This is a genomic window from Pandoraea anapnoica (genome assembly GCF_902459765.1).
Classification (GTDB): domain Bacteria; phylum Pseudomonadota; class Gammaproteobacteria; order Burkholderiales; family Burkholderiaceae; genus Pandoraea; species Pandoraea anapnoica.
This window is the reverse complement of sequence record NZ_CABPSP010000005.1, coordinates 137624-154644: the sequence shown is the minus strand read 5'-3', so window position 1 is coordinate 154644 and position 17021 is coordinate 137624. Positions and strand designations below refer to the sequence as shown.

General features: G+C 62.7%; 11 protein-coding genes, 1 tRNA gene and 2 riboswitches. Of the genes, 9 read left to right on the top strand and 3 right to left on the bottom strand.

What is annotated here, in order from left to right; genetic code table 11:
* Positions 1-262 precede the first annotated feature (262 nt).
* A complete protein-coding gene (locus PAN31117_RS27110) occupies positions 263-970 on the top strand; it encodes a flagellar basal body L-ring protein FlgH (protein ID WP_174990911.1) in 708 nt (235 codons plus the stop codon).
* The gene (locus PAN31117_RS10645) at positions 970-1503 is read left to right on the top strand and encodes a hypothetical protein (protein ID WP_150738171.1); all 534 of its coding nucleotides are present in this window, start codon (positions 970-972) and stop codon (positions 1501-1503) included. The genes PAN31117_RS27110 and PAN31117_RS10645 overlap by 1 nt, the downstream gene beginning before the upstream one ends.
* Before the next feature lie 68 nt (positions 1504-1571).
* Here PAN31117_RS10645 and PAN31117_RS10640 read toward each other — a convergent pair.
* Positions 1572-1647: transfer RNA gene (locus tag PAN31117_RS10640), tRNA-Arg, on the bottom strand.
* 393 nt (positions 1648-2040) lie between these two features.
* Between PAN31117_RS10640 and PAN31117_RS10635 the strand changes: the two genes are divergently transcribed.
* On the top strand, positions 2041-2940 hold the full coding sequence (locus PAN31117_RS10635; RefSeq protein WP_150738170.1) for a c-type cytochrome: 900 nt from the start codon (positions 2041-2043) through the stop codon (positions 2938-2940).
* A 98-nt stretch (positions 2941-3038) separates the two neighbouring features.
* Here the strand turns inward: PAN31117_RS10635 and PAN31117_RS10630 are convergent, their stop codons facing one another.
* Together PAN31117_RS10630 and PAN31117_RS10625 are read right to left on the bottom strand one after the other, a co-directional pair.
* Positions 3039-3815 (bottom strand): metallophosphoesterase, encoded by a 777-nt coding sequence (locus PAN31117_RS10630; protein WP_150738169.1) that lies wholly within the window; start codon positions 3813-3815, stop codon positions 3039-3041.
* Between the two features lie 535 nt (positions 3816-4350).
* Positions 4351-6450 carry a UvrD-helicase domain-containing protein gene (locus tag PAN31117_RS10625; RefSeq protein ID WP_150738168.1) on the bottom strand — a complete coding sequence of 700 codons (2100 nt, stop codon included), beginning with the start codon at positions 6448-6450 and terminating at the stop codon, positions 4351-4353.
* A 262-nt stretch (positions 6451-6712) separates the two neighbouring features.
* Here PAN31117_RS10625 and PAN31117_RS10620 point away from each other — a divergent pair, with 262 nt between their 5' ends.
* The 6 genes from PAN31117_RS10620 to PAN31117_RS10595 all read left to right on the top strand — a co-directional run bounded on the left by PAN31117_RS10620 (position 6713) and on the right by PAN31117_RS10595 (position 16780).
* Positions 6713-7741, top strand: a complete 1029-nt coding sequence (locus PAN31117_RS10620) for a hypothetical protein (RefSeq protein WP_150738167.1) — start codon at positions 6713-6715, stop codon at positions 7739-7741.
* Positions 7742-7841: 100 nt separating this feature from the next.
* Positions 7842-7938, top strand: a riboswitch (glycine riboswitch).
* 8 nt (positions 7939-7946) lie between these two features.
* A riboswitch (glycine riboswitch) is annotated at positions 7947-8061 on the top strand.
* 173 nt (positions 8062-8234) lie between these two features.
* Positions 8235-9341, top strand: coding sequence for a glycine cleavage system aminomethyltransferase GcvT (gene gcvT, locus PAN31117_RS10615; protein ID WP_150738166.1), 1107 nt, complete (start codon positions 8235-8237; stop codon positions 9339-9341).
* A 77-nt stretch (positions 9342-9418) separates the two neighbouring features.
* Positions 9419-9802, top strand: a complete 384-nt coding sequence (gene gcvH / locus PAN31117_RS10610) for a glycine cleavage system protein GcvH (protein WP_039393944.1) — start codon at positions 9419-9421, stop codon at positions 9800-9802.
* A 168-nt stretch (positions 9803-9970) separates the two neighbouring features.
* A complete protein-coding gene (gene gcvP, locus PAN31117_RS10605; protein WP_150738165.1) occupies positions 9971-12898 on the top strand; it encodes an aminomethyl-transferring glycine dehydrogenase in 2928 nt (975 codons plus the stop codon).
* Positions 12899-13037: 139 nt separating this feature from the next.
* Complete coding sequence (locus tag PAN31117_RS10600) at positions 13038-14441, top strand: L-serine ammonia-lyase (protein WP_150738164.1); 1404 nt, start codon at positions 13038-13040, stop codon at positions 14439-14441.
* A 272-nt stretch (positions 14442-14713) separates the two neighbouring features.
* A complete protein-coding gene (locus PAN31117_RS10595) occupies positions 14714-16780 on the top strand; it encodes a hypothetical protein (RefSeq protein ID WP_150738163.1) in 2067 nt (688 codons plus the stop codon).
* Positions 16781-17021: the final 241 nt, after the last annotated feature.

Genomic DNA, 17021 nt, shown 5'->3' with positions numbered 1-17021 from the left:
CGTTGTTGACGACCGGGCAACCGAGTGCGGCCCTCCCATGGTCGGCGCGCCATTCTCTCAGCTTCGGGACGCCGCGCGTCGTGCCTCCACAAATTTTCCTCTATTTGTGCGCAGTGACTGCACGCGCGGTTCTTACTATCCGGCAAGAAGATGGCCGCTGTGCTGTCTTCGTCTGGCGGGGGCCGTGCCGCCTGCCAACCGTTCACCACTTTCGAAAGACATCCGGATACGGCATCCGGGATCGGCGCGGGGGCGCCTCACCATGTCGAAACTGTCGATGCTACCGAGCGCGGCAACGCGCATTCTGACCCGTACGCTGGCCTGGCTGGCGGTGCTCGCGAGCGCAAGTGTTGCGCTCAGCGGTTGTTCGGGCCCGCAGGTCACGGCAACGCCGATGGCGGTCATGCCGATGCCGCGCGTCGCCAACGTCCAGACCGGCGGTTCCATCTACCAGTCCACCACGGCGACGAACTGGTTCGAAACGCCGGTGGCGCACCGCATCGGGGACTTGCTGACGATTGCCGTCTCGGAAAACTCCACGGGCACCAGCAAATCGCAGAGCGACACGTCGCGCAACGCGAGCATGACGGCCAAGAGCGCCAAGGCGGACGGGGCCGATTCGGTGCTGGAGCGTTGGTTCAACATCGGCCAGCAGGCGAGCAGCTTCAAGGGTAACGGCACGAATACGTCGAGTTCCGCGATGACCGGGACGATTGCGGTGGCGATCGTGGAGGTGCTGCCCAATGGCGCTTACGTGGTCGGCGGGGAAAAGCAGGTCATGCAGGGGCGCAATATGGAAACGTTCCGCTTCACCGGCGTGGTCAACAAGTTCGATATCTCGCCCGCCAACGTGGTGGCGTCGAGCAAGGTTGGGCAGGCCAAGGTGGCACGTGTGGACGATGGCCAGGTCGCAGACGGCAGCAACGGCGGCTGGTTGCAGACGATTCTCCTTGGCGTTTCACCGTTCTGATGAAGCGCCTCGCGATGGCGCTGGCGTTGGCGGCGACGGCCAGCGCGACGCTTAACGGTTGTCTTTTCACCACGCCTGCGCCGATCCTCGCGGCGCAGGTGGCGGCGAGTGTCGTGTCGACGGGCGTGGTGCTCTCGGACCAGTTGCCTTCAGTCTCGCCGCCGACGCAGCCAGCGGCCCCCGAATTGCTCTCGCGCAACATGTGCATTGAGCTGGCACCGGATGGCATTTCCGATTTGCTGCCTGCGATTCAGGGGCGTTTGCGGGCCTACGGGATCATCAGCACGATCTACAGCCCGGGCACCTGGCCGACGGGCTGCGTCGTGCTGAACTACACGGTGCGCCGCGCGTGGCGTAATTCCTTGTGGGGCAACACACCGAGCGAGTACCTCGCCTACGCGACGCTGACCCTGAGTCAGGACGGCTCGGTCATCAATACGGTGTACTTCGACGGACGGTCGTCGACGGTGGAATCGTGGTCGGCGTCGAATTCCCGGATGGCGCAACTGGTGGATCGGCTGGTGGTGTTTTAAGTCGAGCGGGGAGAGGGAGCCGGAGAGAGCAGAACGAGGGCGTCCAACGGGAAAGGCAAACGGCAGATTGGTGCGCCCGACTGGAATCGAACCAGTGACCCTCGGCTTCGGAGGCCGATACTCTATCCCCTGAGCTACGGGCGCTGTGCTGACCACCGGGGAAGAAGGCGCGAACGCGCGTACCGGCAGGCAAAGAGGTAGAAGCATAGCGGTTTTGCCGCGTGGCGTCCATGCCCCGTGCATTCTCTCGCCTCACAATGCGGCGATTCTCTACCGGACGCCCATCCCGCGCGGATTTGATGTGCATGCAACCTGCCCGCACTTTGCGCACGAACTACGCGGAACACCGCTTTTGCTTTCGCGTAAGTTAGGGAAAATACGGGACTTTTGCGGCGTCTGCGCACTGCCTTGGCACGTCATCGGGCGAGGGTTTGTTGCTACAATGGTTCGTTATTTTGACTGGATGGTGCCCGCGGCCGATGCGAGCTATCCGGTGTGATGCACTCGGTTTCCACAAAAACTATTGAGAGATCCCGCATGAGTGAAGCACATAACGAGCACGAGTCCCTGATTAAAACACCCAAGCAGCTCATCGCCGCAGTCATTGCCGGTTTTCTCGTCCCGATCGTCATTATCGTTTTGCTGGTCAATTACGTGGGCAACAACGCCCTGACCGGTGCCGGTAGTTCCGCCATGACCGAAAAAGCCATTGCCGAGCGCATCGCGCCCGTGGCGCATGTCGAGGTCAAAGACGCCAACGCACCGCGCGTCTATCAAACCGGCGAACAACTCTACAAGGCCGTTTGCGCCGCTTGCCATGCCTCCGGTGTAGCAGGCGCGCCGAAAGTTGGCTCCACCGAAGACTGGGCCCCGCGCATCAAGCCCGGTTACGACGACATGCTCAAGATCGCGTTGGCGGGCAAAGGTGGCATGCCCGCGCGCGGGGGCACCAACCCCGACGACGTGACGGACTACGAAATCGGCCGCGCCATCGTCTATATGGCGAACGCGTCGGGCGGCAAGTTGCAGGAGCCTGCTGAACCGGCGGCACCCGCGTCCGGGGCAGCGGCCGCATCGGGTGCTGCGGCACCAGCCGCCGCTTCGGGCGCCGACGCAGGTTCGGCCGCAGCGGCTGCCGCCGCAATGGCGTCGCTCAAGACAGCCGCCCCGGCCGCCGCCAGTGCAGGGGGCAACGTCGACGCAGGCAAGAAGCTCTACGACACCGTGTGTATGGCTTGCCACGCGGCCGGTGTGGCAGGTGCGCCGAAGTTCGGCGACAAGGCCGCATGGGCACCGCGTATTGCGACCGGCATCGAGACGCTGCACAACGCGGCACTCAAGGGCCTGAACGCCATGCCGCCGAAGGGCGGGGCAGCCAACGCGTCGGACGACGACGTCAAGGCCGCAGTCGACTATATGGTGAGCGCGGCGAAGTAAGCGCGTCGCGTTTGCGCAAGCCGCAACGAAAAATCCCCGCTTCGGCGGGGATTTTTGTTTCTGCGTTCGCGCGAGACCGGCGTTTCAGACCCGTCGCGTCACACACGCACAATCATTTGCGGATCGAAGGCCGGATTCTCGACACGCCCCTCGAAGCAGTAACCGCGCGGATTGCACAACACGCGCGTGTGACCAACGCGATAGTCGAACGAATCGTGCGTATGGCCGTGGATCCACAAAGCGGCGTCGGATTGCTCGATAAGCGAGGTCAGATCCGAAATGAACGCAGGATTGACGAGGGAGCCCGCGAAGCGCGGGTGAATGCTCTGCGGCGTTGGCGCGTGATGTGTGACGGCCACAGTCGGGCCATCGTGGGGCGCGGCGAAGGTGCGCGCGAGCCAGGCCACGTTCTCGCGACACAGCGCTGCACAGTCGTCCGGCGAAAAGAAAGGCAGGTCGGACCACGGCGCGGCGGGATCGCCGACGCGAATGCGCGTGAAGTCGCGCACGAACTTCTGCGACTCTTCGACCGCTGCGTCGTGTTTGCCCTCGGCGTCGTAAAGCGCGAAGTCCGTCCACAACGTTGTGCCGACGAAGCGCACGCCGCCGATGACGACCGCACCGCGTTCGAGCAGATGCACGTTGGTGCCAACCGTCAGACGTCGCAATTCGGCCAGCGTGCCGGCGAGCGTCGCGCCGTAGAACTCGTGATTACCGGGAACGTAGATGACGGGGCGCGGCAATTGCGTCGCCCATTCGATGGCTTGCGCCGGGCGGCTGATGTCGCCCGCGAGGATCGTGACGTCGGCATCGACGTCGGGGATGGCCAACGGCGCCACTGACAAATGCAGGTCGGACAGAATATGCAGTCTCACGCACTACGCTCCACAAAAACTGGGGATCGGCGCCGCACACGCGCGACCGCGGTGCCCGTCAAACGTATGGCATGCCTGACAAAAAAGCGCCTGACGAAGATGCGGAGAGTGTGGGCATTGGATCGAAATCGACGCAACTTGCGTATCGTTTCGCCCGTTTTTTACCGACTATCACCCGGCCCGCGTCGATGGTCAAGATATCTTTGTCTTCGAAAGGATGCGCTCCTATAGTGAAACTTCACCTGACGAGAGGAGGCGAGCCTATGCGAAAACTGATGGTTGCAGTCCTGCTTTGTTTGACCGGTCTGGCGGGTGTGGTCGTGGCAACGAGCCCGGCTGCCGCATGTGACCAAACGTCTTCGGGTAGTGGCAAGTAGCGGTAAGCATCGCGTTCCCGGCGTGCCTGCCGCCGCCGACAGCCTCGGTAAGGACGTCGTCGTATGTCGCCGTATGGCCTGCAGTTTGGCCGTGTCCTGGTCCAGCCCCCGCTCGCGGGGGCTATTCGTTTGTGGAGGACGCGCGACGCTTAAGCGCCCTAGGTCGACGGCGTCTTGTTCGCGCCGCCAGCGAGCATCGCCTTGAGGCTGGCGAGTCGGTCCTTGGGCGACATGGGCGCGTCTTCGGGGGGCGGGGGCGGCGCTTCGTCCAGTTGCATTTCGGGCACAAAACGCGAGACCTCACAGGTGTACGTCTCACGGGCGCGCTTGCGCTTCTTGCACCACGACAGTTGCAACGTGCGCTGCGCGCGGGTGATACCGACGTACATCAACCGGCGCTCTTCTTCGATCTTCTCGGCGGTCACTTCCTCGTCTTCGCGGATGTGCGGCAGGATGCCTTCTTCCACGCCGACGAGAAACACGTGCGGATACTCCAACCCCTTCGACGCGTGCAGCGTCGACAGACGCACGGCGTCCGGATCGTCGCCGTCGCGGCCTTCGAGCATCGACATCAGCGCGATCGTCTGCGTGAGTTCCATGAGGCTCTTGGCATCGTCGTCCTGATCTTCCAGCGAGTCGAGACCTTCTGCGGTCGCCGACGTCTCGCTTCGCGTGCCCTTGCGCTTCATCCATTCGAGGAATTCGAGCACGGTGGTCCAGCGCGATTGCGCCTGACGCTCGTCGAACGTGTCGTACAGATACGCCTCGTAGTGAATGCCTTCCATGAGGTCGTCGATGACCTCGTTGGCCGGATCGCGGGCGGCTCGCGCTGCGATGCGCTGAATGAAATCGCAGAACGCGCGCAGCGGGTCGAGCTGACGCGGTTGCAGGCGCGCTTCGACAGCGCCCATATAGACCGCTTCGAACAGCGACACCTTCGCCTGACCCGCAAAGCTGCCCAGCACTTCAAGCGTGGTGCTGCCCACGCCCCGGCGCGGTGTGGTCACGGCGCGGATGAACGCGGGATCGTCGTCGGGATTCGCGAGCAGTCGCAGATATGCGCAGAGATCCTTGATTTCCGCTTTATCGAAAAACGACTGACCGCCTGAGAGCACGTACGGAATGCGCTCGCGGCGTAGCACCTGTTCGAAGATGCGGGCCTGATGATTACCGCGATAAAGGATGGCGTAGTCGCGAAATTCCGCGCGGCGCTCGAACTTGTGCGCGGACAGACGGAAGACGACCGACTCCGCTTCGTGCTCCTCGTCGTTCATCGCGGTGACGGTGATGGGATCGCCCAGACCGTGCTCACTCCAGAGCTTCTTCTCGAAGATTTTCGGATTCTTCGCGATGACGTTGTTCGCCGCCGTCAGGATGCGCGACGTCGAGCGGTAATTCTGTTCGAGCTTGATGACCTTGAGCGTCGGGAAGTCGACTTGCAGCTGCTTGAGGTTTTCCAGCGTCGCGCCGCGCCAGCCGTAGATCGCCTGATCGTCGTCGCCCACGGCGGTGAACGCGGCGCGCGGCCCGGCGAGCAGCTTGAGCAGCAGGTACTGACAGGTGTTGGTGTCCTGATACTCGTCGATGAGCAGATAGCGCAGCTTGTTTTGCCAGCGCTCGCGCACTTCCTCGTCGCGCTCGAAGAGTTCGGCGGGCAGGCGGATCAGATCGTCGAAGTCGACCGCCTGATACGCCTGCAACGTCGCCATGTAATTGCGATACACGACGGCGGCCTGATGTTCATCGGCCGTCTCGGCGGCGGCGAGCGCCACTTCCGGTGTGACGAGGCCGTTCTTCCACAGGGAGATGGCGGTTTGCACGCCGCGAATCATCGCCTTGTCGGTCGTGCCGAGCTGTTCCTGAATCAGACCGAAGCAGTCGTCGGCGTCGAGAATCGAGAACTGCGGTTTGAGGCCGACGTTTTCCGCTTCGCGTCGCAGGATCTGCACGCCCAGCGAGTGAAACGTACAGATGGTGAGCTGATTGACGGGCACCTTGCGTCCGACCTTGCCCGGCGTGGTGAGCGTCTTGCCTTCGAGCTGCTTCGCCACCCGCTCGCGCATTTCGGCGGCCGCTTTGTTCGTGAAGGTCACGGCGGCAATGTGCTTCGGCTCGAATCCCTTGGCTTCGATGAGCCATGCGATCTTCTGCGTGATGACGCGCGTCTTGCCGCTGCCTGCGCCAGCCAGCACGAGGCACGGGCCGTCGAAATAGTGCGTGGCTTCGTTCTGGGCAGGATTGAGCGGAAAGGACGACATGGTGTGAAGCGATGGGGACGAAGATTGAAAGCGCTGGCCGCGTGCGGCATGCCTGATAGAGGTTTCGCGATTCGGTCGGAACGGGCACGCGCCGGGTGGTGGGCAAGTCTATCACGCAGGATGCACACCGCCGTGACACCCGGAGCGCGATGCCGACTGTGGGGCCGACGCGACGGGCGGCGGCAAGCAGAAGGCGTCACGCTGGCGTCGACGCCGACCGGGTGCCTATAATAAAAAACGTTGCCATCGTGGTGAGGTCGCCGTGCAATGTCCAACCTGTGGGACGAACAATGCGACGCGTGCACTGCACTGTGCGAAGTGCGGCGCAACACTCGCAGATGCCGAACCTGGATTCCGGGATGACGGGCTGAGCGCTGCCGACGTCGGCATGGCCGGTGTGGTCGGCGCGGGTGCCGTGGGCGCCTTGGGGGCGATGCCCGAGATGAGCACGCCGGGTGTCTCGTCTCCCGGTGCGCCTGACGAAACTGAACCTGCGCTGTCAGGTGCCTCGTCTCATTCTCGGAGGCCCACGCGTCGTGAGCGCCGTGCGCGTGGTGAAGAGCCCGGCTGGCTCAACAGCGCGCTCGTGATCGGCACGGCCGTATTCGCCGCCATCGCACTGCTTGGCATCTGGTGGAATCTGCGCGCGCCGTTTGTCGATCCGGTGCCGAAACCGCCCGGCGGAATCGCCGTCACCCCTTTCAATTCCGGTAACGACGCGCCGGTGGCGTCGAGCCCCGTGGCTGGTGCGGCGAGCGAAGCGTCGGCTGCCCTGGCGCGTGCACAGGCGCTGGCTGCAGTGGATGCGGCGGCGTCGGGCGCGGCGGCCGAGATTGCCGCGACCACAGCGGGCGGCGGCGCGCCATTGACCGCGTCTGCGGCCACGGCGGCGCTGACGGCGGCTGCGACATCGCCGTCGGCCGTATCCCCGAGCAACGCCCCGGACCCGATGATGCAATTGCTCAGCCGGAGCGGAGCAGGGGCTGGGACCAGTGCGCCACCCCGGGCGGCGGCCAACGCCGATCTGCCCGCCCATTACGACGACGATGACATCGGCGCGATTGCTGCCGCGCAGCAGGCGCAAGGGCACTCAGAGCTGGCCTCTGCTGCAGTGGCGTCTGCACCCACGGCGCAAACGGCAGCGGCAGCGATTGCCGCAGCGCTCGCGCAATGCGACCGCTATCGCTGGTTCGAAGTGATTCCGAAGCAGCGCTGCATCTGGGCGGTATGCAACGGACGATGGGGACGGGACGGGTGTCCGGCGGGCACGAATCCGGGAGAATCGCGCTAAATCGACATCGAATCGGCATTGAAATTGCACGGAGCGCGCACGGCACGTCGAGCCGTTTTTGGCCCAAATTGACAGCCCCCGGCTTTCCCCGTAAAGTGCGCGAGCGTGGTCGGGAGAGCGCGCCGGGAAGCACATGCCGGCGCCGCCGAAGGGGTAATACCCACAAACTCTCAGGCATCAAGGACCGGCCGCGCCGAAGGCATCGCCTTCGATCTCTGGAGAGCGGTTGCAGCGTGCACGGCACGCGGGCAATCCACCGAAGGGGCCGGTCATCAAATGAACCGGGCAATCTCTCAGGTACCAAGGACAGAGGGGTCATCTCGCCAACTGGCATTGCGCCGGGCTAGTGCACAGGCACGCGCCCCGCGCGACAAGTGCCGGTCGTCGAGATGACCCCTTTTTGCATTTTCGGACGGCGAGATCGGCGAATGACGCACGCGCCACACGTCGTCCGGAATTCATGAACCTTGGAGCCTTACGGACAGACGCCCCGATGACCGAACTCAAACGTACTCCGCTCAACGAGACGCACCGCGCAGCCGGTGCCCGCATGGTCGATTTCGGCGGCTGGGACATGCCGGTGAACTACGGCTCCCAAATCGAAGAGCACAACGCTGTGCGCACCGACGCAGGCATGTTCGACGTCTCGCATATGTGCGTGGTCGACCTGCACGGCCCGAGCTGCCGCGAATTTCTGCGCTTCGCCGTCGCCAACAACGTCGACAAGCTCCAATCCCCGGGCAAGGCGCTCTACACCTGCATGCTCAACCCGAGCGGCGGCGTGATCGACGACCTCATCATCTATTACATCGCCGAAGACTGGTTCCGCATCGTCGTGAACGCCGGTACCGCCGACAAGGACCTCGCGTGGATCGGTCAGCTCAACGCCCACGGCGATTACAGCCTGACGATCACCCCGCGTCGCGATCTGTCGATCGTGGCCGTGCAGGGCCCGAACGCCCGCGCCAAGGTGTGGCAGGCCGTGCCGGGCAGCCAGGCAGTCAGCGAAACCCTCAAGCCGTTCAACGCCGCGTTCGCCAAAGACACTGCCTTCGGCGAGCTGATGATCGCGCGCACCGGCTACACGGGTGAAGACGGCTTCGAAGTCGTTGTGAACTCGGATCACGTGGCGGCGCTGTGGAAGGCGCTGGTCGCCGCTGGCGTGCGTCCGGCAGGGCTCGGCGCGCGCGACACGCTGCGTCTCGAAGCGGGCATGAATCTCTACGGTCAGGATATGGACGACAACGTGTCGCCGCTCGACGCCGGTCTGGGCTGGACCGTCGAGAAGGAAAGTGACCGTACGTTCGTCGGCAAGGATTCTCTGATCTCGCGTGGCCAGACGTGGCGCTTCGCCGGTCTCGTGCTCGACGGCAAGGGCGGCGTGCTGCGCGCCCATCAGGTCGTGATGACGGACGCGGGTGATGGTGAAATCACCAGCGGCACGTTCAGCCCGAGTCTCCAGCAATCGATCGCTTTTGCCCGCCTGCCGAAGGGCGTGCCGGACGGTGCCATCGTCCATGTGCAAATTCGTGACAAGCAATTGCCCGCACGTGTGGTCAAATTACCGTTCGTGCGTCACGGCAAGGCCGTGGTGGCCTGAGCAGGAACCCACTACGGCACGGCGACACGAAGTACCGAAAACCGAATACCCCAAACACTGAATTCCGGAGCGTCAACATGGCGAACATCCCCGATAACCTGAAGTACACCGAATCCGACGAATGGGCGCGTCTCGAAGCCGATGGCACCGTGACGGTCGGCATTACCGACTTTGCACAGGAATCCCTGGGCGACATCGTGTTCGTCGAGCTGCCGGATGTCGGCCGCACGGTGGCCGCTGACGAAGCCTCGACCGTGATCGAATCGGTCAAGGCGGCTGCGGACGTCCACTCGCCGGTCAGCGGCGAGATCCTCGAAGTGAACGAAGAAGTGCCGGGCTCGCCCGACCTGATCAACGGCGACGCCTACGGCAACTGGCTGTTCCGCGTGAAGCCGTCGAACGTGGCCGAGCTGGACAAGCTGCTCGACGCCGGCGCTTACGCCAAGAAGATCGGCGCGTAACCTGCGACCGGTCTGACGACTGAGTCCTGTCAGTGGACGGCGTTGCGTGGCTTCGGCTCGCGCTGCGCTGTTCACACGACATGACTTCGTCGAACTGACTTCGTCGAACTGAATCAAGCAATACCTCCTACGCCGTCACTTGCCGTGATCGAACGAGAGATTTGACCCATGAATGCTTTGACCGACCTGCAGGCCGCGCGCCGCTCGCTTGCCGAGCTTGAGCAGCGCGACAACTTCTCCGCGCGCCACATCGGCCCGGATACTCCCGAACAACAGGCCATGCTCTCCGAGCTTGGCTACGCCTCGCGCGCCGCACTGATCGACGCCGTCGTGCCCGACTCGATCCGCCGCGACAGCGCGCGCTTTGCCACGTCGCTCGGTCAGTTCGCCGCACCGCAAACCGAAGCGCAGGCGCTGGCGCAACTGCGCGCGCTGGCTGACCAGAATCAGGTCTTCAAGTCGTTCATCGGTCAGGGCTACTTCAACACGCTCACGCCGGGCGTGATTCTGCGCAACGTGCTCGAGAACCCCGCCTGGTACACCGCCTACACGCCGTACCAGCCGGAAATCTCGCAGGGCCGCCTCGAAGCGCTGCTCAACTACCAGCAGATGATCATCGACATGACGGGGCTAGCGATTGCCAACGCGTCGATGCTCGACGAGGCGACCGCTGCCGCCGAGGCGATGACGCTGGTCAAACGCACGGGCAAGTCGAAGTCGAATACGTTCTTCGTGGCCGACGACGTACTGCCGCAAACCATCGAAGTCGTGCAGACGCGCGCCAAGCCGCTGGGCATCGAAGTGCAGGTCGGCCCGGTCGCCGCTGCTACGGAAATCGACGCGTTCGGCGTGCTGGTCCAATACCCGGGCGTGGGCGGTGACGTGCGAGACTACCGTGCGCTGGCCGACGCGATCCATGCCAAGGGCGGCATGCTGATTGCAGCGGCCGACCTGCTTTCGCTTACGTTGCTCACGCCGCCGGGCGAGTGGGGCGCCGACGTCGCTGTCGGTAACAGCCAGCGTTTCGGCGTGCCGATGGGCTTCGGCGGCCCGCACGCTGCCTATCTGGCTACGCGCGATGAACTCAAGCGCTCGATGCCGGGCCGTCTGGTCGGCGTGTCGGTCGATTCGCAAGGCAAGCCTGCCCTGCGTCTGGCGCTGCAAACGCGCGAGCAGCACATCCGTCGCGAGAAGGCGACGTCGAACATCTGTACCGCACAGGCGCTGCTCGCCATCATGGCCAGCATGTACGCCGCATATCACGGCCCGCAGGGGCTGCGCGTGATCGCCGAGCGCGTGCACCGTCTGACGGCCACGCTGGCCGCCGGTCTCGCAACGCTGGGTGCTGCCCCGCGTAACGCGACGTTCTTCGACACGCTGACGGTGCCCGTCGCAGGTCGTGCGGACACCGTCCACACCGTGGCTGCGGCCCGCCGCTTCAACCTGCGTCGCGAAGATGCCGACACCGTGGGCATCTCGCTCGACGAGACCAGCACGCGTGCCGATGTGATCGCGCTGTGGGAAGTCGTCGCCGAAGGTCTGGGCAAGAGCGCAGTGTCGCTGGACTTCGACGCCATCGAAGCCACCGTCGTCAACGGTTTCCCGGCGTCGCTCTCGCGTCAGAGCGCGTACCTCACGCACCCGGTGTTCAACCGCTATCACTCCGAGCACGAAATGCTGCGCTACCTGCGCAGCCTGTCGGACAAGGATCTCGCGCTCGATCGCACGATGATCCCGCTCGGCTCGTGCACGATGAAGCTCAACGCGACGTCCGAAATGCTGCCGGTGACGTGGCCGGAGTTTGGTCAGATTCACCCGTTCGCACCGACCGAGCAGACCGTCGGCTATCGCACGATGATCGACCAGTTGGAGCAAATGCTCGTCGCCGCGACCGGCTACGCCGCCGTCTCGCTGCAACCGAACGCCGGTTCGCAAGGCGAGTACGCAGGCCTGCTGATCATTCAGGCGTATCACGCATCGCGCGGTGAAGCGCATCGCGACATCTGCCTGATACCGGCGTCGGCCCACGGCACAAACCCGGCATCGGCACAGATGGCCGGTATGCAGGTTGTAGTCGTCGCGTGCGATGCGAACGGCAACGTCGATCTGGCCGATCTGCAAGCGAAGGCCGAGCAGCATCGCGACCGTCTGGCCGCGATCATGATGACGTACCCGTCCACGCACGGCGTGTTCGAAGCGGGTGCGCGTCAGATTTGCGAGATCGTGCACGCCAACGGCGGTCAGGTGTATGTCGACGGCGCGAACATGAACGCGATGGTCGGCCTGTGCGCACCGGGCGAGTTCGGTGGTGACGTGTCGCACCTGAACCTGCACAAGACGTTCTGCATTCCGCACGGCGGTGGCGGCCCAGGCGTCGGCCCGGTGGCGGTGGGCGCGCATCTGGCGCAGTTCCTGCCGAACCAGCGCTCGACGGGCTACTCGCGCGATGCCGATGGCATCGGTGCGGTGTCGGCGGCGCCTTACGGTTCGGCATCGATTCTGCCGATCTCGTGGATGTACGTTGCCATGATGGGGGCACAGGGCCTGACGGCTGCGACCGAGACGGCCATCCTCAACGCCAACTACCTCGCCAAGAAGCTCGCGCCGCACTATCCGGTGCTGTACACGGGCCCGGGCGGTCTGGTGGCGCACGAGTGCATTCTGGATCTGCGTCCCCTCAAGGACACCAGCGGCATTAGCGTCGACGATGTGGCCAAGCGCCTGATGGACTTCGGCTTCCACGCCCCGACGATGAGCTTCCCGGTGCCGGGCACGCTGATGGTCGAGCCGACCGAATCGGAGTCGAAGCACGAGCTGGATCGCTTCATCGAGGCGATGGTGACGATTCGCGAGGAAATTCGCGCGGTGGAAGAAGGCCGTGCCGACCGCGAAGACAACCCGCTCAAGCACGCACCGCACACGGCGGATGTCGTGACGGCCGACGAATGGACGCACGCCTATGCCCGTAGTCAGGCAGCGTATCCGGTGAAGGCTTTGCGCGAGCGCAAGTACTGGCCGCCGGTCGGACGTGCCGATAACGTCTACGGCGACCGGAACCTGTTCTGCGCCTGTGTACCGATGAGCGACTACGAGTAAAACGTCGCGATAATTCGACAAACGGGGGCCGGCAGAAACATTGCTGGCCCCTTTTTGTCTCTATAGATGTAACTCGGAAGCGCCAGACTGGCGGTATCCGTCGAGTCACAAACACGTTTCAGAACTTCAGGAAAGCCTCATGGCCGTTTCAGTTTTCGATTTGTTCAAGATCGGTATCGGACCGTCGAGTTCGCATACCGTGGGGCCCATGCGCGCGGCGCTGATGTTCGTGCAGGGATTGGACCGCGACGGGCTTCTGTCGCAGGTAGCGTCGGTACGCGCAGAGTTGTACGGTTCGTTGGGCGCGACCGGCAAGGGTCACGGCACCGACAAGGGCGTGCTGCTGGGTTTTATGGGAGAAGCGCCCGATACGGTCGATCCGTCGGCGATTGCTGCGCGTCTGGCCACCCTGCGCAAAGCGAAGGTATTGTCGATCCTCGGTAAGCACGACGTGCCTTTCGTCGAGAAGGAGCACATGGTGTTCTACCGCCGCGAGGCAATGGCGGAGCACCCGAACGGCATGAAATTCCATGCCTTCGATGGCTCGGGTAACAAGCTGCGCGAAGGACGCTATCTGTCGGTCGGCGGTGGCTTCGTGGTGACGGCCGGTGCGTCGAACGCGCAAGTGCTCTCCGCGCACGATCAATTGCCGTATCCGTTCCGCACGGGCAAGGAACTGCTGGAGATGTGCCGGGCCAGCGGCAAGTCCATCGCCCAACTGATGTGGGAGAACGAGAAGGTCTGGCATCACGGCGAGAACGCGGAAGAGGACATTCGTCGCGGATTGCTCAACATCTGGAACGTGATGCAATCGTGCGTGACGCGCGGATGCGGCATCGGTAACGCCGAGGCCGACGGCGAGTTGCCGGGGCCGCTGCACGTGCGACGCCGCGCGCCGGAGCTGTATCGTCAGTTGACGCAACGTGCAGAGCGCACACTGTCCGATCCTCTGTCGGTGATGGACTGGGTGAACCTCTACGCGATTGCGGTCAACGAGGAGAACGCAGCGGGCGGTCGTGTCGTGACGGCGCCGACCAACGGTGCTGCGGGCATCATCCCGTCGGTGCTGCATTACTACGACCGCTTCGTGCACGGCGCGAACGAACAGGGCGTGATCGACTTCCTGCTCACGGCGGGAGCCATTGGCATTCTGTACAAACTCAACGCGTCGATTTCAGGCGCGGAAGTGGGCTGTCAGGGTGAAGTCGGCGTGGCGTGTTCGATGGCGGCGGGTGCGCTTGCCGCGGTGCTTGGCGGCACGGTCGAGCAAGTCGAGAACGCCGCCGAGATCGGCATGGAGCACAACCTGGGTCTGACGTGCGACCCGGTCGGCGGCCTCGTGCAGATTCCGTGCATCGAGCGCAATGCGATGGCGTCCGTGAAAGCGGTGAATGCCGCACGCATGGCCCTGCGCGGTGACGGTGCGCACTATGTGTCGCTCGACTCCGTCATCAAGACGATGCGCGAAACCGGTGCCGATATGAAGACGAAGTACAAGGAAACGGCACGTGGCGGATTGGCGGTGAATATCGTCGAGTGTTAGGCGTGGTCGCTGGCATGTTGCGAACGCAGGGCATGTCAGCGAATGGAATTGGGAGGCGGTAAGGTCTGTCGTCTCCGAATAGGCCGCACGGTAAGTACCGTGCGGCATTTTTCTTTTTGGGTAATCGCTTTCGTTTTCGGACATCCCCGATGCCGAATTTCAGGGGTTCCCTGATTTTCGGGGGGCACGTCCGCTCGCATAATGTCCGATTTTTTGACGACTTTGCTGTCACGCGCCATATGGCGCAATGCAGTATCGTCTGAGGAGGTGCGATGCGGAAGAGACAATCGGGTGTCTTCTTGATTTCTGCGGCGGTGGCCGTCGCTGTCGTTGGGGTATTGATTTCGTTCTGGGGGGTCAATCAATCGAGGCATATGCGTATCGAGAAAGCCGAGCGTGTGGGGGAGGCGTTAAAGGAGGTTGGTGGCCGGGTGGAGAGCTTTGTCGTAGCGCATCACCATGAAATCGACGCGCTTCTGAGCGACTCGAAACGAACCTTCGAAGTCAACGGCGTCACGTTCGTTCAGAAAAGCGACGCGTTAGGCCGTTTCGTCGGCAATCTGGATGCGACGACGCTCATCAAGGCGACCGGAGCAGTCGGTATGGGAACGACGCCGCCGGGTAACGTTGGCGAGTACGCTATTCGCGTGTATCCCGCGTGTGACGCGAAAGGTACCTGCAATGTCGAGACATTGACCTACATCAGTAAGCCCATGTTGAAACGCTACTCTTCGGAACCGGATCTCGATGCAGCGATCGTTGCCGCACGCAAGATCGGTGCGTTGGGCGGCGTGTCTTCAGACGAGGGCAAGAAGGAATTCAGGTTCCTGGATTCTGGCGGAAGTACCGGTCGTGTTTTCAATCCGGTCGGTGCGGCAGGACTGGTTGCCATCAGAGGGGGGTACGCCACAAGTGCCCTGAGCGTTTTCGTGCGACGCGATGGTTCCAAAATGACAGGGCCGCTGGATTTTGAGGAGCGTGACAAGAATGGCAAAACGGTTGCGCGACACAACATCGTTGGTGTTGGCGAAGTTAGGGCGAACACCATTGTTGCCGACAAAAAAATAGAAGCGAAGCAGATCGAGATCACGGGCAGTGCGAACATCAAAGGTGAACTCGACCTGAGCGATCGGGGCACGAATCACAGTATCGTTGGCGCGAAAGACATTACGGGTACGGGCACCCTTCAAGTCGGGCAGGCCAACGTAACCGGCACCGCTAACGTCGGGAATCTGCATGCGTCGGAAGGTGCCACGCTGGGTGGGGCATTGAAGATGCAGGGCAAGAACATCGATGAGGCTGGCGACGTAACGGCCAAGAACTTGCTCACGGAGTCGTTTTTGGCGGAGTCCGGTGTCGTGCAGTTGAAGCAGGGTAAAAGAGCTGGCACGACCTGTGGTGTGTGGGGCCTGACGCGAGATGACGACGGCAAACTGCTTTCGTGCCAACGGAGGTCGCCGGGCAGCAACGATTGGGTGTGGAAACTCGCCAGCACCCCGGGCAGTGTCAAGGAGGTGCCGAAGGAAATCATCAAGGAGATCGAAAAAGCAATTCTGGTCGACCAGCAGTGGAGGGTCTCGCGGTTTTCTCTTACGCCCAGCCCGGAGGGAAAGAAGCATGGAGAGGCACTGTATTTCTACGTTTCGTCTCGTCGAGACGCCAAAGTCCTGGCGTGCACGATCGTCAATGGAAACGGTCGGGGCGCGGAGTTGCGGGCTGCGAAAGATCAGGGAAATTTTATTGTCACGCAGTCCCCGAGTGGACGTGAGCAATTGATCTGCCTGTCCAAGGGCTCCGGTACACCGAACGTGGACGAAAACGCCTGGTATTGGTGGGGATGGCCGACCTTCGATGAGCATGGAGGCTATTTGGAAAGTGGACGCAAATCCACGAGGTGGAACTATTGGCGAACCTACAGCACGATGCCGCCAATTCATGAGGCGTCGGTCAAACCGATCAGTGTGGTCGCCGACAAGGATGTGCGGAAGTTCAACGAGGAATTGCAGGTACTCTTTCGCACGTTCGGATTGGAGAGTACGCGATCTCAGTTGAACTACAACATTGCGATGGTAACCACAACCGTCAACGGATCGTCCATGGGCAATTCATGGTGGCTTTTTTCGAGGCCTGCAAATATGGCTTCATGCAAGATCAGGGCAGATTTTAATGGAAGGCTCTCCGGCGACGATGCTTCAATCACTTACGAACCGGGCGGTATCTGGTTCCATCGACGTGCTGCCTACGGCGCAACTATCGTCCTGCAATGCTCGATAGCGAGACAAGCTGCCAGGCCGAGAAGTATGAGCGAATGCACTTTCTCAACTTGCCCTTTGCGTTGAATTGCCGCCTACCGATCCCCCTCCCCACCGCAAGTCCTTCCGCGCGTCACACCCTCGACATATTCCCCTGTTAATCTACGCACCGATGTCTCCTTGCCTTGTCTTTGAGCCGCCCGGTGAATGCCGAGCGGCTTTTTTATTGCCCGCGCGCCGGACATGACGTTCCCAAGCGCGTCAACGCCTAGGAATAAACGCAAAGTGCAGCGGCAAAGTGTCGAATTGAGCGAAATCTTGCGATTCT

What these genes read in the sequence shown, in the direction of transcription:
- PAN31117_RS10625 (WP_150738168.1), bottom strand. Translation starts at nt 6,450, where the DNA reads ATGTCGTCCTTTCCGCTCAATCCTGCCCAGAACGAAGCCACGCACTAT.
- PAN31117_RS27110 (WP_174990911.1), top strand. Translation starts at nt 263, where the DNA reads ATGTCGAAACTGTCGATGCTACCGAGCGCGGCAACGCGCATTCTGACC.
- PAN31117_RS10635 (WP_150738170.1), top strand. Translation starts at nt 2,041, where the DNA reads ATGAGTGAAGCACATAACGAGCACGAGTCCCTGATTAAAACACCCAAG.
- PAN31117_RS10595 (WP_150738163.1), top strand. Translation starts at nt 14,714, where the DNA reads ATGCGGAAGAGACAATCGGGTGTCTTCTTGATTTCTGCGGCGGTGGCC.
- PAN31117_RS10600 (WP_150738164.1), top strand. Translation starts at nt 13,038, where the DNA reads ATGGCCGTTTCAGTTTTCGATTTGTTCAAGATCGGTATCGGACCGTCG.
- gcvP (WP_150738165.1), top strand. Translation starts at nt 9,971, where the DNA reads ATGAATGCTTTGACCGACCTGCAGGCCGCGCGCCGCTCGCTTGCCGAG.
- gcvH (WP_039393944.1), top strand. Translation starts at nt 9,419, where the DNA reads ATGGCGAACATCCCCGATAACCTGAAGTACACCGAATCCGACGAATGG.
- gcvT (WP_150738166.1), top strand. Translation starts at nt 8,235, where the DNA reads ATGACCGAACTCAAACGTACTCCGCTCAACGAGACGCACCGCGCAGCC.
- PAN31117_RS10645 (WP_150738171.1), top strand. Translation starts at nt 970, where the DNA reads ATGAAGCGCCTCGCGATGGCGCTGGCGTTGGCGGCGACGGCCAGCGCG.